Origin of the sequence: Thermocrispum municipale DSM 44069, from assembly GCF_000427825.1 — a bacterium.
GTDB classification, from domain to species: Bacteria; Actinomycetota; Actinomycetes; order Mycobacteriales; family Pseudonocardiaceae; genus Thermocrispum; species Thermocrispum municipale.
In genome coordinates this window covers 577,723-597,088 of record NZ_ATYT01000003.1, presented here as the reverse complement: position 1 = coordinate 597,088, position 19,366 = coordinate 577,723, and the positions used below count along the sequence as shown (strand labels likewise).

General features: G+C 69.3%; 21 protein-coding genes. 12 read left to right on the top strand and 9 right to left on the bottom strand.

The features are described from left to right. Window positions 1–57 precede the first annotated feature (57 nt). The 5 genes from YWM_RS0102760 to YWM_RS0102740 all read right to left on the bottom strand — a co-directional run bounded on the left by YWM_RS0102760 (window position 58) and on the right by YWM_RS0102740 (window position 5,062). On the bottom strand, window positions 58–1,041 hold the full coding sequence (locus YWM_RS0102760) for a VWA domain-containing protein (RefSeq protein ID WP_028849425.1): 984 nt from the start codon (window positions 1,039–1,041) through the stop codon (window positions 58–60). Then, window positions 1,038–1,973, bottom strand: a complete 936-nt coding sequence (locus YWM_RS0102755) for a DUF58 domain-containing protein (protein ID WP_028849424.1) — start codon at window positions 1,971–1,973, stop codon at window positions 1,038–1,040. The genes YWM_RS0102760 and YWM_RS0102755 overlap by 4 nt, the downstream gene beginning before the upstream one ends. A 6-nt stretch (window positions 1,974–1,979) precedes the next feature. Further along, on the bottom strand, window positions 1,980–3,059 hold the full coding sequence (locus YWM_RS0102750) for an AAA family ATPase (protein WP_028849423.1): 1,080 nt from the start codon (window positions 3,057–3,059) through the stop codon (window positions 1,980–1,982). 74 nt (window positions 3,060–3,133) lie between these two features. After that, entirely contained in the window at window positions 3,134–3,700 is a 567-nt protein-coding gene (mobA, locus tag YWM_RS0102745) for a molybdenum cofactor guanylyltransferase (RefSeq protein WP_028849422.1), read from the bottom strand. Window positions 3,701–3,730: 30 nt separating this feature from the next. Continuing rightward, the gene (locus YWM_RS0102740) at window positions 3,731–5,062 is read right to left on the bottom strand and encodes an NlpC/P60 family protein (RefSeq protein WP_028849421.1); all 1,332 of its coding nucleotides are present in this window, start codon (window positions 5,060–5,062) and stop codon (window positions 3,731–3,733) included. A gap of 265 nt (window positions 5,063–5,327) precedes the next feature. Here YWM_RS0102740 and YWM_RS0102735 point away from each other — a divergent pair, with 265 nt between their 5' ends. Continuing rightward, entirely contained in the window at window positions 5,328–5,795 is a 468-nt protein-coding gene (locus YWM_RS0102735; RefSeq protein ID WP_028849420.1) for a hypothetical protein, read from the top strand. 56 nt (window positions 5,796–5,851) lie between these two features. Next, the gene (locus tag YWM_RS0102730) at window positions 5,852–7,330 is read left to right on the top strand and encodes a hypothetical protein (protein ID WP_028849419.1); all 1,479 of its coding nucleotides are present in this window, start codon (window positions 5,852–5,854) and stop codon (window positions 7,328–7,330) included. Window positions 7,331–7,333: 3 nt separating this feature from the next. On the opposite strand, the gene YWM_RS21915 is transcribed toward YWM_RS0102730, so the two are convergent. Genes YWM_RS21915 through YWM_RS21910 form a run of 4 tightly spaced genes read right to left on the bottom strand, consistent with a single transcriptional unit; the run spans window position 7,334 to window position 10,678 of the window. Continuing rightward, window positions 7,334–7,843, bottom strand: coding sequence for a hypothetical protein (locus YWM_RS21915; protein ID WP_052344478.1), 510 nt, complete (start codon window positions 7,841–7,843; stop codon window positions 7,334–7,336). Then, window positions 7,840–9,318 (bottom strand): ATP-binding protein, encoded by a 1,479-nt coding sequence (locus tag YWM_RS0102720; protein WP_425426455.1) that lies wholly within the window; start codon window positions 9,316–9,318, stop codon window positions 7,840–7,842. Before YWM_RS0102720 ends, YWM_RS21915 begins: the two co-directional genes overlap by 4 nt. Then, the gene (locus YWM_RS0102715; RefSeq protein ID WP_028849417.1) at window positions 9,315–10,001 is read right to left on the bottom strand and encodes a response regulator transcription factor; all 687 of its coding nucleotides are present in this window, start codon (window positions 9,999–10,001) and stop codon (window positions 9,315–9,317) included. The genes YWM_RS0102720 and YWM_RS0102715 overlap by 4 nt, the downstream gene beginning before the upstream one ends. An 8-nt stretch (window positions 10,002–10,009) precedes the next feature. Next, on the bottom strand, window positions 10,010–10,678 hold the full coding sequence (locus YWM_RS21910; protein ID WP_156914592.1) for a phosphatase PAP2 family protein: 669 nt from the start codon (window positions 10,676–10,678) through the stop codon (window positions 10,010–10,012). Between the two features lie 198 nt (window positions 10,679–10,876). Between YWM_RS21910 and YWM_RS0102705 the strand changes: the two genes are divergently transcribed. The 10 genes from YWM_RS0102705 (at window position 10,877) to YWM_RS0102660 (ending at window position 19,365) form a co-directional block, all read left to right on the top strand. Next, a complete protein-coding gene (locus YWM_RS0102705) occupies window positions 10,877–11,461 on the top strand; it encodes a D-alanyl-D-alanine carboxypeptidase family protein (RefSeq protein WP_043659142.1) in 585 nt (194 codons plus the stop codon). A gap of 81 nt (window positions 11,462–11,542) precedes the next feature. Continuing rightward, window positions 11,543–11,851 carry a hypothetical protein gene (locus YWM_RS0102700; protein WP_028849415.1) on the top strand — a complete coding sequence of 103 codons (309 nt, stop codon included), beginning with the start codon at window positions 11,543–11,545 and terminating at the stop codon, window positions 11,849–11,851. A 111-nt stretch (window positions 11,852–11,962) separates the two neighbouring features. Continuing rightward, on the top strand, window positions 11,963–12,472 hold the full coding sequence (locus YWM_RS0102695) for a gluconokinase (RefSeq protein WP_028849414.1): 510 nt from the start codon (window positions 11,963–11,965) through the stop codon (window positions 12,470–12,472). Window positions 12,473–12,569: 97 nt separating this feature from the next. Next, on the top strand, window positions 12,570–13,421 hold the full coding sequence (locus YWM_RS0102690) for a GntR family transcriptional regulator (protein ID WP_028849413.1): 852 nt from the start codon (window positions 12,570–12,572) through the stop codon (window positions 13,419–13,421). Next, a complete protein-coding gene (locus tag YWM_RS0102685; RefSeq protein ID WP_043659140.1) occupies window positions 13,342–14,400 on the top strand; it encodes a BMP family lipoprotein in 1,059 nt (352 codons plus the stop codon). Before YWM_RS0102690 ends, YWM_RS0102685 begins: the two co-directional genes overlap by 80 nt. A gap of 4 nt (window positions 14,401–14,404) precedes the next feature. Further along, on the top strand, window positions 14,405–15,943 hold the full coding sequence (locus YWM_RS0102680) for an ABC transporter ATP-binding protein (RefSeq protein ID WP_052344476.1): 1,539 nt from the start codon (window positions 14,405–14,407) through the stop codon (window positions 15,941–15,943). Then, entirely contained in the window at window positions 15,940–17,046 is a 1,107-nt protein-coding gene (locus YWM_RS21905; RefSeq protein WP_052344475.1) for an ABC transporter permease, read from the top strand. Before YWM_RS0102680 ends, YWM_RS21905 begins: the two co-directional genes overlap by 4 nt. Then, complete coding sequence (locus tag YWM_RS0102670; protein WP_028849410.1) at window positions 17,043–17,942, top strand: ABC transporter permease; 900 nt, start codon at window positions 17,043–17,045, stop codon at window positions 17,940–17,942. Before YWM_RS21905 ends, YWM_RS0102670 begins: the two co-directional genes overlap by 4 nt. Then, window positions 17,939–18,505 carry a cysteine hydrolase family protein gene (locus YWM_RS0102665; protein ID WP_028849409.1) on the top strand — a complete coding sequence of 189 codons (567 nt, stop codon included), beginning with the start codon at window positions 17,939–17,941 and terminating at the stop codon, window positions 18,503–18,505. Before YWM_RS0102670 ends, YWM_RS0102665 begins: the two co-directional genes overlap by 4 nt. Further along, entirely contained in the window at window positions 18,502–19,365 is an 864-nt protein-coding gene (locus YWM_RS0102660) for a carbohydrate kinase family protein (RefSeq protein WP_028849408.1), read from the top strand. Before YWM_RS0102665 ends, YWM_RS0102660 begins: the two co-directional genes overlap by 4 nt. Window position 19,366: the final 1 nt, after the last annotated feature.

Genomic DNA, 19,366 nt, shown 5'->3' with positions numbered 1-19,366 from the left:
CCACGCAGTCCGAGCGCCTCCAACAGGAGCACTTCGCTGCGGCGGCCGGCGCCGGGGCTACGGCAGCCGCTGGCCGATGAACAGCGAGGTGCCGGCGGCGCCCAGCAGCATCAGCGTGCCCAACGTCAACCACGGCCTGCTGGCGTCGGCCTTCTTGATCTCGTAGCCGATCTGCTCGCCGAGGTCGTCATAGACCCGCTTGAGCTCCTCCCCCGTCGCGGCCTTGTAGAAGTCGCCGCCGGAGATCTCCGCGATCCGCCGCATCGCCTCGTCGTCGACCTCGACGTCGAACGTCCGGCCGCCGATGTCCACCGTGCCGTGCTCGGTACCGAACGAGATCGTCGAGATCGGCACGTTCGCCTTCTTGGCCTCCCGGGCCGCGGTGTAGGCGCCACGCGGGTCGTTCATGTCCGTGGTCGGCACCGTCTGCTTGCCGTCGGCCATCAACACGATGCGCGCGGGCGGCGGCCCGGACGCTCCACCGGTCACCGAGGAGAACCCTTCGATCGCGTCCAGAGCGGCGAAGATGCCTTCGCCCGTGGCGGTCGACTCGGCGAGTTTGAGGTTCTTGATCGCCCGAACCGCGCTTTCCCGCTCGGTGGTCGGCGGGACCAGCAGGCTCGGCGTCCCCGCGAACGAGATCAGCCCCAGATTGATGCCGGGTGTCATGCCGCGGACGAACGACGTGGCCGACTCCTGCGCGGCTGCCAGCCTGGTCGGCTTCACGTCGTCGGCCTCCATCGACAGCGACACGTCGATCACCAGCATGACCGTCGCCCGGTTGCGTGGCACCTTCTGATCCGCCGTGGGGCCGGCCATCGCGGTGATCAACAGGATCAACGAGACGGTCAGCAACGCGGCGGGCACGTGCCGCACCGGGCCCTGCCGCTTGGCGCCGACCTTCTCCAGCAACGCCAGGTTGGCGAACCGCATCGTCCGCTTCTTGCGCTGGCGCTGCACCAGGACGTAGCCGACGACGAGCAGCGCCACACCGATCAGCAACAGGAACCACGCGGGTGAGGAAAAGTCGGAAAAGCTCATCGGACCGCTCCTGACCAGCGTCTTTTCCGCGCGACCACGAACCGCACCATGTCGGCGATCCAATCCGAGTCGGTGCGCAGCACCAGGTGCGCCGCTCCCGCCCGGCGCAAGCCCGCGGCGACCTCGTCGCGATGCTCCCGCGCGGCCGCCGCGAACTCCCTGCGCAGCAGCGGTGAGGCGTGCACCTCGCGCTGCTTGCCCGTCTCCGGATCGGACAGCACGACGGTGCCCACTTCCGGCAGGTCGATGTCCCGCGGATCGACGATCTCCACCCCGATCAAGTCGTGCCGCTGCGACAGCGCCCGCAACGGGTGCTGCCAGTCCTGCTCCCCCAGGAAGTCCGAGATCACCACGGCCAGCCCGCGGCGGCGCGGCGGTCTCCGCAGTTGCTCGATCGCCTCGGCCAGATCGCCCCGAGTGCCTTCCGGAGCGCGCGGCGTCTGCGCGACCGTCTTGACCAGGCCCCGGGCGTGCGCCAATCCGCCACGCGCCGGGATCCGCTTGGTCGTCTCACCGTTGGAGATCAGCGCGCCGATGCGGTTGCCACCCCCACCGGTCAGATGCGCGATCGCGGCGACGGCGCAGACGACCAGATCGCGCTTCTCACATACCGCCGATCCGAAGTCGAGGCTGGCGGACAGGTCCGCGACGACCCACGTCTCCAACTCGCGATCGGCGACCGTGTCGCGAATGTGCGGGACCGTGGTACGCGCCGTGACGGCCCAGTCCATCCGGCGCACGTCGTCGCCCGGCTGGTACGGCCGGGCCTCCCCCGGTTCCGATCCCGGACCGGGAACCAGGCCGAGGTGGTTGCCCTGGAGCAGCCCGTCCAGCCGCCGCCGGACCTCCAGCTCCAGCATGCGCAAGCCCGCCTCGAGCCGGTCGCCCTGCAGCACCGGCGGAGCCCACGCGTGCTCTTCACGTCGAGCCACGGCGCCTTACCGTCCCGGGCTGGACGGCAACGGCTGCCCGGGGCCGTTCTGGCCGCCCGGCGCGCCGTTGCCCTGCGGACGCGCGGACACCTGCGGCAACGGAACCGTCTGCAACACCCTGGTGATGATGTGGTCCAGCGGCACGCCGTCGGCCAGCGCGTCGTAGGACAGCACCAGGCGGTGACGGAGGACGTCCGGGGCCACGTCGACCACATCTTGCGGAAGGACGTAGTCGCGGCCACGGATCAGCGCCAGAGCGCGCGCGGCGGCGATGATGCCCAAGCTCGCGCGCGGCGAAGCTCCGTAGGACACCCAGCCGGCGAGGTCGGACAGGCCATGGTCTGCCGGGGTCCGCGTGGCCATGACCAGCCGGACGGTGTAGTCGACCAGCGCGTGGTGCACGAACACCTGCGAGGCCACGCCCTGCAACCGGACCAGTTCGGCCGGGGTGAGCACCTGCGTCGGGGTGGGCGGCTCGACACCCATCCGGTAGATGATCTCCCGCTCCTCCTCGGCCGTCGGGTAGTCGACGACGATCTTGAACAGGAACCGGTCGCGCTGCGCCTCCGGCAGCGGGTAGACGCCTTCGTTCTCGATCGGGTTCTGCGTGGCCAGCACGAGGAACGGGTCGGGCATCGGGAAGGTCTTGCCGCCGATCGACACATGCCGCTCGGCCATCACCTCCAGCATCGCCGACTGCACTTTCGCCGGGGCCCGGTTGATCTCGTCGGCCAGCACGAAGTTGGCCACGACCGGGCCGAGCTCGACGTCGAACTTCTCCTCGCCCTGGCGGTAGATCCGGGTACCGAGGATGTCGGCGGGCACCAGGTCCGGGGTGAACTGGACGCGCGCGAACGAGCCACCGACGACCCGGGCGAACGTCTCCACCGCCAGCGTCTTCGCCACGCCGGGCACACCTTCCAGCAGCAGATGCCCCTTGGCCAGCAAGCCGACCAGCATGCGTTCCACCAACCGGTCCTGACCGACGATGATCCGCTTGACCTCGAACACCGTGCGCTCCAGCTGCTCGGCATCGAGCGCGGGAGTCGGCTGCCGCTCGTCGGACGACTGGCCGGGTTGGATCACTACTGCCTCCTCGTAGACCTCTGCACCGTCAAGCGTGCGTGATCACCGGTGTGACCGCTGTGAAGGTCACACAATCACCGCGCGCGGAGCCGTGCGACGTCCTCCGGCGTGTCGACATCGACCGCCTCCCCTGGGTGCGCGGGCACCTCGATCACACGCAACGGGCCCAGGGTTCGACGTATCGAGCGCCCAGCTGGCTCCGCAGGAAGCACTCTGGCCAGCGCCTGGCCGTCCCACACGCCGGTCAGCCATTGTCGATGTCCCGTCTCGTCGACCAGCACCGCGCCGTCGGCCCCACGCATGGCCGCACGGAGGCGCCCGATCGTGGACGGGCGCAAGCCGGGAAGGTCCGCGGCGAGGACGGCGACATCGGCGCTCTCAGCATCCGCGAACGCGGCAAGCCCGGCGGTCAGCGCGGCTACCGGCCCGCCTCCGGGCGGCTGTTCGCACGTCCACCGGACGTCGCGGATGCCGTCACGACGCGGGCCGACCACCACGACGTCACTGGCTGCAGTGACTGCGTCGAGGACGTGCTCGAGCAGAGGCTTGCCCGCGATCGGCAGCATCGGCTTGTCCTGGCCGGACATGCGCCGAGCGGCGCCGCCGGCGAGGATCACCGCGTACAGCGGCCGGTCAGCCATGGCTCCAGTATGGCCGCCGGGCTGCGGCCACTAGCCGATCAGTCGCGTCGCGTACGGCAGGATGTCGTCGTAGCGCACCGCGGTGACGCGCACGTGCATGCCCGATTGCGGCGCTTCGATCATCTGCCCGTTGCCCAGGTACAGCGCGACGTGGTGGATGCCGCCGTTGCCCCAGAACAGCATGTCGCCTCGCCGGGCCTGGGACAGCGGCACGTGCCGACCGGCGTGGTACTGGTAACCGCTGTAGTGCGGCAGTGCCTTCACCCCGGCGAAGGCGTAGATCATCAGGCCCGAGCAGTCGAAGCCGATCTTCTTGTAGTCACCGTACGAGTCGGCCACGCCGCCGTCGCGGATGCCGTACGTGGGGCCGTTGGCATTCCCTCCGCCCCACGCGTACGGCACGCCGATCTGCGACATCGCCCGCGCGATGACCGCCTCGACGGTGGCACCAGCCGGCGCCGACGAGCCGGACGGAATCCCGCCACCGCCGCCTCCACCGGAGTTGTTCAGCGCGGCCTGTTGCGCCTTCAGCTGCTCTTCGCGGCGCTTGGCCTCTTTCCACTCCTCGTAGCGCTGCCGCTGGCCCTCCAGCCCACGGACCTTCTTCTGGGCCTGCCACAGCAGCTTGGCCAGGCGCTCCTTCTCCGCCTGCAGGTCGGCGGTGCGGGAGTACTGGGACTTGCGGGCCTCGACCGCGGCGTCGAACGCCTGCTTCGCGGCCTGCTCGGCCTCCTCGGCCTCCGCCTGGCGTTGCTTGGCGACCTGTAATGCTTTCCGTGCCGCGGCTTCCGCGTTCGCCTTGGCGATACGCGCCTTCTTCAGCTCCGCGATGGCGTCCAGCTGGCTGTCGCTGACCGCCGACAACACCTGGGCCCGTTCGAGCACCTCAGCGGGGTTGTCGGAGGAGAGGTAGGCCGACAGCCCACCCATGGTGCTGCCCTGCCGGTAGCTGCCGGCGACGAAGCGGTCCTTGGCCTCTTCCGCCCGCTTGACCTCTCGGCCGGCCAACTTCGACGCATTACGTGCGTCGGCGGCCGCCAGCTTGGCCTGCTTCGCCTTGTCCTTCGCCGTCTGGGCGTCGACGCGAGCCTTGTTGGCCAGTTCCTGCTTGCGCGCGACCTCGTCCCGCAGCCGGTTCAACCGCGATTGCGCCCACGCCAGCCGGTTGGTCAGCTCGCCGACTTTGTTCGCCCTGTTGCGTTCCTGCCAGCGGCTGCTGTGCAGCTCCTCGTCACTCGGGTTCGGCGGGGGTGGCGGAACGGCAGTGGCCTCGGCCGGATTGCCTGCGGCGAGGACGACACCGATCGCCACCGCGGCCAGCCACCGTCGACGCCGGCCCTGAGCGGGCGAGTGCGTGGTCACGGTCTCCACCTCCCGATCGGCGGCCCGCTGCCCTCCACATGCGCGTACCGCCTACCTCAGTAGGCTGACTCTGCCACATTTGTCTCTCTGTTGCCACCCGTCACTCAGACAGAACTGGACACTTCAGCCCCAGCTACCACGGCGGGTTGGCCGACGCAGCGCACATCCGGATGGCGTACTACGCCGCGGAAATTCGGCCGTGGCGGCTACTGTTGATCGTCATCCGGAAGTCCCCCGCCACTGAGGAAGGAAGCCGGAACGCGTCGTGTCGATAGCTCGTTATCCCGCACCGGTCCTGGTCAGCGCGCTGTTCGCGATCGCGGGCCTGCTCGCGGTCGGTATCGGCGGGTTTCTTCCCTGGCTCCGTTCCGGCGCCGTGCTGCGCAGCAGTTTCGAAGCGGCCGGCGTGGCGGGCAGGCTGGGGCCGTGGGACGCCCCGCTGCTCGACGTCGCACTCGCCGGCTGGATCGCGATTCCACTCTTGTGTGCGATTTGTATCGCGGTCTACGTAATCGGATTGATTCGAACGGCTGCCGGATTCGCCGTTATCGTGTCTTTTCTGGCGGGAACCGTCGCATTGGCTGCCTACGTCCTAGGTTCCGGCGGTTCCGGTGTCGTCACTGTCGTCGCCGCCGGCCCGCTGACCACCAGCTTCGGCGCAGCGGTCGCGCTCGTCGGGTCGGTTGCGGCCCTGCTGGCGCGCCGCTCCGCCGCTCGTCCGGCACACCGGTAGCGCCGGCAGACCGACGGCCGAGGGCGTCGCCTGCGGCATGAGGAGAGGACCACGGGATGACGTATCCAGGACAAGGGGGCCCGAACGACCCCGGGAACTATCCCCAGTGGCAGCAGCAACCGCCCGTCCCAGGGCAGCCCACGCCAGGACAGCAGGACTGGCAGCAGCAACAGCAGCAGTGGCAGGGCGGCCCCTATCCGCAGACCGCTCAGTTCCCCCAGCAGCCCTACCAGGGGCAAGGGCATTACGGACCGTTCCCGCCGGGCGGCTACCCCGGTGGCCGGCCACCCCGTCGCCGTAAGCGCGGCCTGATCGTCGGGCTCGTCGTCGCCTTGATCGCGGTGGCGGGCGGCGTGGCGACCTGGCTGGCCATTTCGCTGAGCAGCCCGGCCGGTGCCGAGACGCCGAGCGAGGCGGCCAACACGATGCTGGCCGCCGTCCAGCAGGGCGATGTCGTCGGCATGATGGACTCGCTCGCACCGGCCGAGTCCGCGGTGTTGTCCGACATGGTCACCGACTACGTCGACGAGCTGAAGCGCCTCGAGATCCTGGACTCGAGCGCGGACCCGGAGAAGCTGTCCGGCGTCACCATGGAGGCCACCGAGGAGCTGGTTTTCGACGACAAGCGCGCCAAGAAGATCAACGACCACGTCACGATGGCCGCGCTCACCGACGGCACGATCAGGTTCAGCAGTGACTTCGACCAGATCCCGTTGGCGAAGAAGTTCAAGGACGCCGTCATCGACCCGCAGGACCAGGCCGAGCTGGAGGCGGAGAGCCCGAGCGGCACGCTGGACATCGGTGAAGTGGTCCAGCGCGGCGGCGAGCCGATCTACATCGCGACGGTGAACGTCGACGGCGAGTGGTATCCGAGCCTGTTCTACACCATCGCCTACTACGCGTTGCAGGACGCAGGCGAGCAGTGGCCCTCGTCGTCGACGCCCGCGGTCGGTGCCGATTCGCCCAACGCCGCGGTGAAGAAGCTGATCGAGGGTGTCCGCACGTCCGACCTGCAGAAAGTCATCGAGGTACTGCCGCCGGACGAGATGGGAGTGCTGCACGACCTCGGTCCGCTGCTGATCGAGAAGGCCGGCCCACCCCGACCGCCGCTGCCGTTCGAGGTGACCAAGCTGGAGACCGACGAGGAGTCGGTCAGCGGCGGCACCCGGCTGACGCTGCGTGAGCTGGAGGTCGTGATCAACGACGACGGCGTGACCCGGCAGATCTCGGTGACCAAGGACGGCGACTGCTACACGGTGCAGGCCGACGGCCGCAGCCAGCGGCTGTGCGCGAACGATCTGGCCGACCGGATGCGGGCCGACGTGCCGTCGGACATTCCGCCGCAGGCCGTCGAGCCGATCATCGAGGTCGTGCAGAACCTGTTCACCAAGAGCCTGGGCGTGGTCACCGTCGAGGTCGACGGCCAGCACTACGTCAGCCCGCTGCGGACCTACGGCGACCTCGGCCTGACCGTTCTGAAGTCGATCGAGCCGCACCACGTGCAGACCCTGCTGGACGCCATCGGGCCGCGCTGATCCTCACGGTGCGCCCCGGTCCGCGGTCAGCTCCGCCGCGGGCCGGGGCGGGCTGACCGGCTGCGGGTAGCCGCACTGGCGCGGCTGCAGCGTGATCCCCTGCCCGGTGACGGTGATCCCGCCGTCCGCGCCACCGCCGGCGAACGCAACAGTGCAGACGATCTGGTCCAGCGCGGTCGACGACAAGGTCTGCGGGTCCACCGACGTGACGATCACCGGTCCGGTGGAATCCATCTCCGCGCGCACGGTGATGCCGGCGGGCAACTCGGTCGTCAAGCCTTCGCGTCGTTCCTGCGCCGTCGGCCCGGCGGCAAGACGATCGAGCAACGCGTCGACGGCCTTGACGTTCCTGGTCGCCGGTGCCAGCTGCTCGTTGGAGACGAAGAAGACGATCGGCAGCGTGATGTCGCCTTGCGGCGCCTCGCCCCCGGCGATCACACCGCTGGGCCGGACTCCGCAACTGGCGAGCAGCACCAGGCAGAACACGCCGGTGATGCTGATGATGCGCTTCACGCCCCCTCCCTTGGTTCATCGCTGGAACGCGGCAGCGTCAGCGTGAACACCGCGCCGCCCTCCGGCCGGTTGTCCGCCACCAGCGTGCCGGTTCGCCTCCCCTGCCGGTGCAATCGCGCGTTCTCCCAGGCGATCGCCAAGCCGAGGCCGCTGCCTTGCGACCTGGTTCGCGCGGTGTCGGCCTTGTAGAACCGGTCGAACACGTGCGGCAGCACGTCCTCGGCCAAGCCGGGCCCGTTGTCGGCGACCTCGACCGTCACCCACGCCTCGTCGGCTCGCAGCCGCACCGTCACCGGTGGTTCGCCGTGCCGCAGGGCGTTCCCGACGAGGTTGGCGACGATGACGTCGACCCGCCTCGGATCCACTCGTGCGGTGATTCCTTCGGGCAGGTCCGCTTCCACCTCGTCCACCCAGCCCCGCGAGCGCAGGCTGGCTCGAATCACCGCCGCGAGGTCGACGTCGTCGAGTGCCAGCGCGGCCGAGCCGGAGTCGAAGCGGGTGACCTCGATGAGGTCGTTGACCAACTGCGTGAGATTGGCCGTCTCGCCGCTGACCAGACGGGCGGCGCGGCCCGCATCACCGGGCAGGCGGCCGGCTTCCTCGTCGAGCACGTCGGTCACCGCAGTCATCGCGGCCAACGGTGTGCGGAGCTCGTGCGAGACGTCCGCGACGAACCGGCGCGCGTCGGCTTCCATCCGTCGGAGCTCGTTGACCTGGTGCTCGAGCACCCGGGCGGTGGAGTTGAACGTCCGGCCGACCTCCGCCAGTTCGTCACTGCCGCGAACGGCCACCCGGGCACTCAAGTCGCCTTCGCCGAGCCGTCGCGCTGCCTGCCGTAGTTCGCGCACCGGCCGGAGCACCCCCGCGGCGGCCAGCCACGCCAGCACGGCTGCCAGGCCGAGCGAGACGCCTCCGACGGCCACCGCCCACCAGGTGAGCTCGTTGATCGACCTGCGCTCGGCCGACAGGTTGCGCGCCAGATAGACCTCCAGCCCGCTGGGAACGCTCAAACCCGGCTGCGCCTTCAGTCGCAACTGCGTGCCCACCAGCAGCATCGGCGTGTCTCCCCATTCCACGCGCTGCCACACCACTCGCCCCGACTGGACGGCCGTGCGCAACGTGTCCGGCACCGAATCCGGGTGCATGCCGAACGCCACCTGCTGACCGCGGAACAACACCAGCGCCGCCGACCCGCGCTCGGTCAGCGCCTCCACCAGATCCTCCATCTGCCGACTGCGCGGCGGCAAGCTGGACAGCGGCAGCAGGGTCTTCATGCGGTCGGTCAGCGCGGTCGCGGCCGCGTCCTGGGTCGCTTGCAGGATCGCCGTCCGGGCACGCCAGTACAGCACGCCCGCCGTGATCGTCGTCGTGACCAGCGCCAACACCGCGAAGGCCAGCAGCAGGCGGGTGCGTAGCCCCATCCGGCCCGGCGGCCTGCCCGGGTCGTGTTCCGGCCGCAGCGCAGGAGCGGTCACAGTGGCCCGAAGCGATAGCCGAATCCGCGCACGGTTTGCACGTAGACCGGCGTAGCAGGGTCGTCCTCGATCTTCGCGCGCAGCCGTTGCACGCAGGCGTCGACCAGCCGGGAGTCGCCGAGGTAGTCGTGCTCCCACACCGCTTCCAGCAGCTGCTGCCTGCTCAGCACCCGCCTGGGCACGCGGGACAACTCCAGCAGCAGGCGCAGTTCGGTCGGCGCCAGGGCGATCGGACTGCCGTGCTTGCTCACCACCAGGCCGACCCTGTCGATGGTCAGGTCGCCGTGCACCTCGACGCCCTGCTCCGGCTGCTTCGGCTCGCTCACCACGCGGCGCAGTACGGCTCGGATGCGGGCCTCCAGCACGCGCGGCTGCGCCGGTTTCACGACGTAGTCGTCCGCTCCGGCCTCGAGCCCGGCGACCACGTCCATGTCGTCGTTGCGTGCGGTCAGCATGATGATGGGCAGGTCGCCGTCGGCGCGGATGCGACGGCAGACCTCGAAACCGTCCATCCCGGGCAGCATCAGATCGAGCACGACGACGTCCGGCCGCAGCGCGTCGAGTTCGGCCAGTGCCTTCTCCCCGCTTTCGCAGGCCTGCACACTGTGACCTTGCCGTCCCAGCGCCAAAGACAGCCCGTCCCGTACGGCCTCGTCGTCCTCGATCAACAGCACGCGCGCCATGGCCACAACTATTGCAGGCCTTCCCGATTCGGGCTGATCACCCGATCGATGGCTACTGCCAGGGAATACAGGGTGCCCGCGACCAGGACGGCGCCCAGCCCGTCGGACAGGCGATGCCACCCGGCGACCATCGTCGCGCCGATCGTCACAGCGACTCCGACGGCGCCCGGCAACAGCACCATTACCCGATACCGCGGCCGCAGCAGCAGCGCGACGGCGAAGACCATGCCCGCCGCGGCGGCGACGTGGCCGCTGGGGAAGCTGTTGTGCACGGTCGAGCCGATCAGGTCGAGATCGGGCCGCACGATCCACGTCTTCAACAGGCGTGCCAGTCCGATCGAGCCGAGCAGTACCGCCACCCCGGCCATCGCCATGGGGATCCTGCGGGTCACCAGTCCGACCAAGGCCAGCCCGGCGACGAAGACCGCCACGTGGAGCGGGTTGCCGACCAGCCGGAGGCCGGTCACCGCCGGATCGAACAGCGACGCGCTGAGCTCCGGTCCCGGGATCAGCTCGTCGTCGATACGTTGACCACCGGGCGTCCACACGAACATCACGCAGACCATCGCCACGCCCAGTGCACAACACACCGCCGCGCCCAGCGGTCCCCACCAGCCACGGTCGGAGCCGGGTCTGTGCAGCGGAGTCGTCACCGCGGATGCCAAGTCAGTCGTCACACCGTCATGGTCACGACGCCATGTCCGCGTGCTGTTCGTCGACTGTCATGGTTTTGTCACAGCTTCCCCGGACCCACCAGCTGATTTGCCCGTTTCGACCGGTACGCCGGGACATCGTGCGAAACGGTGACACAACCGGGACGGCACCAGCACACGATCCGCGCGGCGGGCGAACATCGCCGGTCCAGCGTGGCAAGCATGACCGAGACACAGGACCTGCCCACCCGCGCTCTGCGTCGCCTGCACCTGTTCGCGGTGCTGACCCGAGTCCTGGCCGTGCTGCTGGTTCCGGTGGCGCTGCTACGCAACCCGGCTCACCCGTTGCGTGTGGCGGCGAACTGGGCGTTGGCCATGCGATTCCCCGCCGAGTCCTTGACCGGCCTGACACACCAGACGCGCCAGGCATTACAGGAGGCGCGCAGCGCAGCGCTGTGGCGGAACGGTGTGCTTATCGGGGTCACGTCCGGCTACCGCGATCCCACCTACCAGTGGCAGCTGTTCTCCCGCGAGGTCGGCCGCACCGGGTCGTCCTGGGCGGCGCGGAGTCGTGTGCTGCCGCCGGACGAGTCCGCACACGTGCAAGGCATCGCTGTCGACGTCCGTCCCCGCGCAGGTGCGCGCTGGCTGGACCAGCACGGCGCCGGATACCGCCTCTATCGGATCTACGACAACGAGTGGTGGCACTTCGAGTTCCACACCGCAGCGCCCGCGCGGCTACCCTCCCCGCGGTTCGCGCGCACCGAACGTGCGCTGTCGGACACCGGCGGCCACCGGCGGGCGTGACACGCGCCTCATCGCGGGACGAGCGAACACCGCACAACGCGACTACCCTGGCGGACTCCACTAACCCATGCAGGAGGAAAAATGCTGGTACTCACGCCGACCGCCGTCGCCGTGGTCAACAATCTCACCAGCGCGGTGGGCGAGGAGAACGCCGGGCTGCGTATCTCGTCGCATCCGGACGCACCCGCGCCCGGGCTGCACGTCGAGATCGCGTCGCAACCCGAGGTGGACGACCAACTGCTGGACAGCGCTGGGGCACGGGTCTTTCTGGACCCGCAGGCGGCATTGATGCTCGACGACAAGGTGCTGGACGCCACCGTCGACGAGCAGGGGCAGGCAAGCTTCGTGCTGGGCACGCAGGCCACCGACACCGACCACCCGGAGGCCTGAGCCGCAGCTCATCCGCTGCCGCGACCCGGCGTGGCGCGAGCAGCGGACAACACCGGCCCTTCGTCGGGATAGCCTCGGGACCTGCCAGGCACGACGAAGGGAGAGCCAGTAATGCCCGAAAAGCCGGCACCCCTGGTGGTGGTCATGGGCATTACCGGTTCCGGTAAGTCGACCGTCGGACGAGCACTTGCCGAACGGCTCTCCGTGCCGTTCGCCGACGGCGACGACTTTCACAGTGAGCAGGCGAAGTCGCTGATGGCAGGCGGAACCCCGCTGACCGACGCCGATCGGCTGCCGTGGCTCCGCAGGATCGGCACGTGGCTCGCTCAGCAGGACGGCGCCGTCGTGGCGTGCTCCGCGCTTCGCCGTCTGTACCGCGACGTTCTTCGTCAGGCCGCACCGCGGGCGGTGTTCGTTCATCTCGACGGTGACCTCGAGGTCGCCCGCGTGCGTGTGCGTCGGCGCATTGATCACTTCATGCCGGCATCGCTGGTGGACTCGCAGCAAGCCACGCTCGAACCGTTGACCGCGGACGAGCCGGGCGTGACGGTGCGGTTCGACCTGCCGGTCGACAAGGTCGTCGAGCGCGCTTCTGCGTGGCTGTACCACGTGCTCCGGTGAACCGCGCGAAAATCCCGCGTGACACCCCTTGATCCCCCGCCCGGCATCCCTTACCGTCTCCACTTGACCGGTCAACCGATCAACCGGACGGATACCGATGCTGGACCGTAGTGTCGAGGCCCCTCCGCTGTACGCGCAAGTGGCGCGGTTGCTGGCAGGCCAGATCAACGAGGGCAAGTACGAGCCCGGCGACCTGCTGCCCAGTGAGCCCGGCTTGGCCAAGGAGCTCGGTGTCTCGCGCGCGACCATCGTCAAGGCGTTCGACACCCTGCACCGGGAAGGCCTGATTCAGCGCCAGCAGGGCCGCGGGACGTTCGTGGCTCCTCGGCCGAAGCGACACAGCCTTTCCGAACTCACCAGCTTCACCTCGGTGACCCGTGCCGGGCACGGTGTGCCGTCCCACCGACTGATCGACTACGTGGAGATCGGCGCAGGCGACGACCGTGGCGAACCGGAGTCCGTCTTCCCCGTCACCCAGGAACTGGTGGTGCTGGAGCGGGTGCGCTACGTCGACGACGTAGCGGTCGGGTACCACCGCACCGCGCTCCCCGCCGACCTGGTCAAGCGAGCCGGTCTGGCCAAGGACGTGGTGGCGGCCGAGGACTTCTCGCTGTATCAGGCGTTGGAGTCGATCGGTCAACGCCCGTGGTCGGCCGAGGAGTCGTTACGAGCCGTCGGCTGCCCTGCCGAATTGGCCGAGCACCTGGCCGTGGCGGAAGGTGCTCCGCTCATGCACGTCCGGCGGCTGACGCGCAATCGCACGGGGGAACTGATCGAGGCGGTCGACGCCCACTACGTCGGCTCGCTGTACGAGTACCACACCGAGCTGTCCTCGCATCCGGCGAAGTACGAGAAAGAAGGTCCAGGCCATGAGAGCACCATGGATCGCGGCGGCGATGTCCGCGCTGTTGTTGCTGAGCGCGTGCGGCGTGGAGCCGGGCAAGAGTGACGACGGCTCCACCGAGCAATCCGGCAAGAAGGCGGCGTTGATCATCGCCCAGGGCGGCTTGGGCGACGAGGCGTACAACGACCTCGCCTACCAAGGCTTCAAGGAGGCCACCGAGAAGCACGGCGTGGCCGGGCGGCCGATCGAGTCGAAGGACATCGTGGCCGAGGGCGAGCAGCTGGTGCGCACCGCCGCGGGTTCGGACTACGGTCTGGTCGCCGACCTGGAGTTCTCGCACGCAGACATGCTCGGCAAGGTCGCCAAGGACTTCCCGAAGGTCCAGTTCGCCATCGTCAACGTCGAGGTGAAGGGCCCGAACGTCACCAGCATCGTGTTCAAGGAGCACGAAGGCTCCTACCTCGCCGGTGTGCTCGCCGGGCTGGTCACCAAGGACACCGACAACCCGAAGATCAACGGCGCGAACAAGATCGGGTTCATCGGCGGCACGAAGAGCACCGGCATCGACAAGTTCCTGGTCGGCTACATGCAGGGTGCGCGGTCGGTGAACCCCGACGTGCAGTTCGACATCAAGTACGCCGACGCGTTCGGTGACGCCCCCAAGGGCCAGCAGATCGCCAAGCAGATGTACGCCGACGGCACCGACATCATCTACACGGTCGCGGGCGGCACCGGTGCGGGCGTCATCCAAGCAGCCAAGGAGACCGAGCACTACGCCATCGGCGTGGACACCGACCAGGACTCGATCGCGAAGGGCTACGTGCTCACCTCCATGATCAAGCGCACGGACCTGGCGATGTCGAACCTGGTGCGTGACTACGCCGAAGGCAAGCTGTCCGGCGGCGAGACGATCTCGTACGGCCTGAAGGAGGACGGCGTCGGCCTGTCGCCGATGAAGTACACCAAGAAGGACGTCCCGGCCGACGTGCTGGCCGAGGTCGACAAGGCCAAGCAGGAGATCATCGCGGGCAAGGTGAAGGTCTGGGACGTCACCGAGCAGGGCTACCCGAGCTGGGCCAAGTAGCGCGATGGCCACGGCGATGACCACGGCACGGCTCGGCGCCGAGCACATCTCCCGGCGGTTCGGCGCGGTCCAGGCGCTGTCCGACGTCACGTTCTCCGCCGCCGAGCGCACCATCCACGCGCTCCTCGGCGAGAACGGCGCGGGCAAGACCACGCTGATCCGGGCGCTGTCCGGACTCGACCAGCCGGACGAAGGCTGGGTGGTCAACCGCGGCGAGCAGGTCCGCTTCTCCGGCCCCCGGGAAGCATTCGCCTCCGGCATCGCCGTGGTGCAGCAAGAACTGGCCCTCAGCCCGGACCTCACGCTGCTGGAGAACCTGGTGCTCGGCACCGAGCCCGCGCGCGGCGGCGTGATCGACTGGCGGAAGGCACGCGCTCGCGCGGAGGACATCGCCGAGTCGATCAGCGCCCGCGTGCCGTGGGATCGGCGAGCGGGCGACGTCGAGATCGGCACCCAGCAGCAGCTGGAGATCATCCGCTGCCTGTACCGCGGTGCGGACACGCTGATCCTGGACGAGCCCTCCGCCGTGCTGGCGCCCTCACAGATCGAGGGGTTGCTGCGGCTGCTGGTGGAGCTGCGCGAGCAAGGCAACACGATCATCCTCATCACGCACAAGCTCGAGGAGGCGCTGAGCGTCGCCGACGAGGTGACCGTGCTGCGTGGTGGCCGCGTGGTGACGACCCAGGCGGCGGCCGAACTCGACCGGTCGACGCTGTCCCAGCTGATCGTCGGCGAGGACCTGCAGCAGGTTCGCGCGCCGCGGACGACACCGTTGGGCGCTGTCGTGCTCGATGTCGACCGGGTGCAGCTCGCCGGGCGGCAGCGCGCGGTGGGCCCGGTGAGCTTCCAGGTCCGCGAGGGTGAGATCTTCGGTGTCGCGGGCGTCGCGGGCAACGGTCAGGAAGACCTGGTGGAGGCTCTGATCGGGCTGCGGCCGTGTCGCGAGGGCACCATCCGGTTCGACGGCCGCGACATCACCACCGCTTCCGTCGGTGCGCGGCGCACAGCGGGCGTGGGCTACATCTCCGGCGACCGCCGCCACGAGGGGCTGTCGATCACCGAGCCGCTGGTGGACAACGTCGCCATCGGTTCGCACCACGCCCCTCCCCTGGCTCGCCGCGGCTGGTTCTCCCCTGGCGCGGCGCGGCGCCACGCCGCGGACGTCCTCCGCCGATTTCGGGTACGGCACGGGCAGGTGACCGACCCGGCGTCGATGCTGTCCGGCGGCAACCAGCAGAAACTGGTTTTCGGCCGCGAGATCAGCAAGCGCCCGAGACTGCTGGTGGCGGCGCAGCCGACGCGGGGTGTCGACCTGCGTGGCATCAAGGAACTGCAGCAGGAGCTGGTGCACGCCCGTGACGACGGCACCGCGATCGTGCTGGTCAGCCAGGAACTCGATGAGCTGTTGACGTTGAGCGATCGCGTGCTGGTGATGTTCCACGGCACGCCCGCGGGCATCTTCGACCCGACCGAGACCGACGCCAGGGCGCGCATCGGCCGGGCCATGCTCGGCCAGCAGTCCGGTGCGGAGGTGGCATCGTGAGCACACCGACGGCGACCACCGCGACTCCCCTCGAGCCTGCCGCCCCACCACCGGAAGCCGGCACGCGCAAAGAAGGACGTGCCCGTACCGCCGCCCTCGCCGTCCTGCGCACCCTCGCGCCGGTCCTCGTAGCGCTGATCGTCGGTGGCCTGGTGTTGCAGGTGAGCGGCATCAACCCGCTGGCGGTCTACGAGCTGATGCTCACGCATGCGTTCGGCACCCGGGAGGGCCTGGCCGGAACGCTCACCTCGGCCACCCCGGTGTTGTTCACCGGCGTCGCCACGGCGATCTCGTTCCGCGCGGGCGTGTTCAGCCTCGGCGCCGAAGCCGGTTTCGTGCTCGGCGGACTGACCGCGGCCTGGTTGGCCGTGGCCGTGGACGGGCCGGTCGTCGTGGTGACCCTGGTGGCGATGGCGGGGGCGGTGGTCGCCGGTGGGCTGTTCTCCGTCGTCCCGGCCCTGCTCAAGACGCAGCTCGGGGTCGACGAGGTCGTCTCCACCCTGATGTTCACGTTCGTGGCGACCGGTCTGGTCGGCTGGATCGTCAACGCCTACCTGCTCGCTCCGGGCCAGGCCAATTCGTCGACCGAGAGCGTGCCGTTCTCGTTGCCGCGGCTGCTGCCGCCGTCGTCGCTCAACATCGGCTTCCTGATCGCGGTGGCGCTGGTCGCCGCGTACTGGGTCTTCCTGCGCCGCACCAGCGTCGGGGCGGATCTGCACCACGTCGGCGTCAACGCGCGGTTCGCCGCTGCCCAGGGCATCGCGGTCAACAAAGTGGTGTTCGCCGCCATGGTGGCCACCGGAGCGATCGCCGCGTTGGGTGGCGCCGTGCACGCGCTCGGCGTGGTCGGCAAGTTCGTCGTCGGCGGGTTCTCCGCCGAGTACGGCTTCACCGGCATCGCGGTTGCGCTGCTGGCCCGGCGCAGCGCGTGGGGGTTGATCCCGGCGGCGATCATGTTCGGCGCGTTCGCCAACGCCGGCACCACCATCCAGCTGTTCGACAACATCCCGCTGGACATCGTCGACGTGCTGCAGGGCACGGTGATGGTGTTCGCGGTCGCCAGCTTCACGCTGCACCTCAAGCGCAGGAGGACGGCGGCATGAGCACCGTGATCAGTTCCGCCCTGCTGCTGGTGGTGCCGTTGTTGTTCGCCGCCATCGGCGGGCTGGTGCACCGCGCATCCGGCGTGGTCAACATCGGCCTGGAAGGACAAATGCTGGCCGGGGCGCTGGTCGGCATCCTGCTCAGCGGGCTCACCGGCAGCTGGCTCGTCGGCATCGTCGGCGCCATGCTCGTCGGGTCGGTCACCGGCCTGCTCATGACGCTGGTGATCACCCGCCTGCGGGCCAACCCGATCATCGTCGGTCTGGGCGTCAACATTCTGCTCGCCGGGATCATCGGGTTCGTCCTCAAGTGGGAGCTCGGCGTCTCCGGGACGCTGCGTATCGAGGGCCTGGACCGGGTGCCGCGCTGGACCATTCCCGCGCTGGAGAACATCCCCGTCCTCGATGAGCTGCTCAACCACAAGGACGTCCTGTTCTTCGTGGCGTTGGCGCTGATTCCGGCGACCGCGTGGATGTTGCGCAACACGTCGTTCGGTCTGCGCTTGCGCGCGTGCGGTGACGCGGAGGCGGCGGCGGCCAGCCTGGGCGTTCCGGTCAATCGCATGCGCGAGTACTCGGGCATGATCGCCGGGGCCATGGCAGGCCTCGGTGGCGCGTACCTGTCGCTGGCCCACGTGGGGTTGTTCAACGACCAGATGATCGCCGGGCGCGGGTTCATCGCGCTCGCGGCGTTCTACTTCGGCCGCAACCGGCCGGTGCCCACCGCGATCGCCTGCCTGATCTTCGCCTTCTTCGACGCCTGGCAGCACAGCTTGCAGACCGGGACCGCGATCGGCCAGTTGTTCACCACGCTGCCGTACGTCGTGGTGGTGGTCGCGCTGGCCCTGTCCGCCGCCCAGCAACGGGCCCGAGCACAAAGGATGCCCACCGCATGAGCAAGACCGCGCTCGTCCTCGTGGACGTCATCAACGACTTCTTCGATCCCGCCGGACCGAACTACTACCCGCGGGTGCGCCAGACGGTCGAACCGCTCACCCAGCTGCTGACGACGGCGCGCGAGGCCGGAGCGGTGGTGATCCACGCGGTGGAGCGCCATCGCCGGGACGTGCCGGACGCCGAGCAGCCGAAGTTGCCGGTGCACTGCCTGGAAGGCTCGTTCGAAGCGGATTTCTTTCCCGGTTTCGAGCCGGCCGACCGACCGGGCGAGCTCGTGGTGCCCAAGAGGCGCTACTCCGGCTTCTTCGCCACGGACTTGGCGTTGACCCTGCACGAGCAGCGCGTGGAACGCATCGTCGTCGCCGGTGTGAAGACCAACGTGTGCATTCGCGCGACCTGCCAGGACGGGTTCGCGCACGGGTTCGCGGTGGTGGTGCCGCGTGAGGCCACCAATTCCAATCGCCAGCACCTTGAGGAGGCGTCCCTGGAGGACATCCAGCGCTACTTCGGCTCGGTCGTGGCCACCACCGAGGCGGCCGCGTTGCTGAAGGAGCATCCGTGAGTTCGCTGCGGTGTGTGGTGGTCGGCTACGCCAGCCTCGACTTCAAGTACGCCACCGAGCCGTTCGAAGGGCCCGGCCGGACCACGTTGATCCGGCGTCCGCTGCACGACCCCGGCGGTGATCCCGGCGCTGTCGCGTACTTCGCACGCGGCCTGGCACGCAACGGCATCGTGGCCGATGTCGTCACGTGGGTCGGGTCCGATGAGCACGGGGAGGTCTTCCGCGAGGATCACCGCCAGTTCGGCGTCGGCGTGGCGGGCATCGAAGCTGCCGGATCCCGCTCACCGACGACGCAGATCTTCTGGCCGCACCAGGGCGAGCCGCTGGTGTTCTTCGACCCCGGTGAGCTCGACCAGTCCCTGACCGCCGTCCAGCGTGAGCTGCTGGCGGACGCGCACGCGGTGATCGTCGCCGTCGGGCCGACCGAGGCCACCGCCGACGCACTGTCGGTGATTCCCGCGGACGCGAAGGTCATGTGGGTGGTCAAGGCCGACCCGCGTTCCGTCACGCCCGAATTGGCCGCCCAGCTCGCCGCCCGCGCCGACGTGGTCTGTCACAGCGGGGCGGAGATCGAATTCCTGCACCGCTCCTGCGGTCTCGACGTCGACAAGTTGGTGGCCGACGGCCGGGTCGTGGTGGAAACCCGCGGGGCGCGGGGCGCGGTGCTACGCATACCGGACGGCGAACTCGTCATCCAGCCGCCCGAACCCGTGGCGGCGGAGGACACCACCGGCGCCGGGGACACGTTCGCCGCCGGATTGATGGCGCGCCTGCTGCGGCGCACGGAACTTGCCGACGCGGTCCAAGGGGGATGTGCCGATGCGTGCGCGTTGCTCCGGTCCCGCACGAACAGGGGATGAC

Excerpts from the sequence above, each read along its gene's own strand:
- YWM_RS0102705 (WP_043659142.1), top strand. The coding sequence starts at position 10,877 with ATGACCGAGACACAGGACCTGCCCACCCGCGCTCTGCGTCGCCTGCAC.
- YWM_RS0102715 (WP_028849417.1), bottom strand. The coding sequence starts at position 10,001 with ATGGCGCGCGTGCTGTTGATCGAGGACGACGAGGCCGTACGGGACGGG.
- mobA (WP_028849422.1), bottom strand. The coding sequence starts at position 3,700 with ATGGCTGACCGGCCGCTGTACGCGGTGATCCTCGCCGGCGGCGCCGCT.
- YWM_RS0102700 (WP_028849415.1), top strand. The coding sequence starts at position 11,543 with ATGCTGGTACTCACGCCGACCGCCGTCGCCGTGGTCAACAATCTCACC.
- YWM_RS0102680 (WP_052344476.1), top strand. The coding sequence starts at position 14,405 with ATGGCCACGGCGATGACCACGGCACGGCTCGGCGCCGAGCACATCTCC.
- YWM_RS0102730 (WP_028849419.1), top strand. The coding sequence starts at position 5,852 with ATGACGTATCCAGGACAAGGGGGCCCGAACGACCCCGGGAACTATCCC.
- YWM_RS0102670 (WP_028849410.1), top strand. The coding sequence starts at position 17,043 with ATGAGCACCGTGATCAGTTCCGCCCTGCTGCTGGTGGTGCCGTTGTTG.
- YWM_RS0102760 (WP_028849425.1), bottom strand. The coding sequence starts at position 1,041 with ATGAGCTTTTCCGACTTTTCCTCACCCGCGTGGTTCCTGTTGCTGATC.
- YWM_RS0102690 (WP_028849413.1), top strand. The coding sequence starts at position 12,570 with ATGCTGGACCGTAGTGTCGAGGCCCCTCCGCTGTACGCGCAAGTGGCG.
- YWM_RS0102695 (WP_028849414.1), top strand. The coding sequence starts at position 11,963 with ATGCCCGAAAAGCCGGCACCCCTGGTGGTGGTCATGGGCATTACCGGT.
- YWM_RS0102665 (WP_028849409.1), top strand. The coding sequence starts at position 17,939 with ATGAGCAAGACCGCGCTCGTCCTCGTGGACGTCATCAACGACTTCTTC.
- YWM_RS0102685 (WP_043659140.1), top strand. The coding sequence starts at position 13,342 with ATGAGAGCACCATGGATCGCGGCGGCGATGTCCGCGCTGTTGTTGCTG.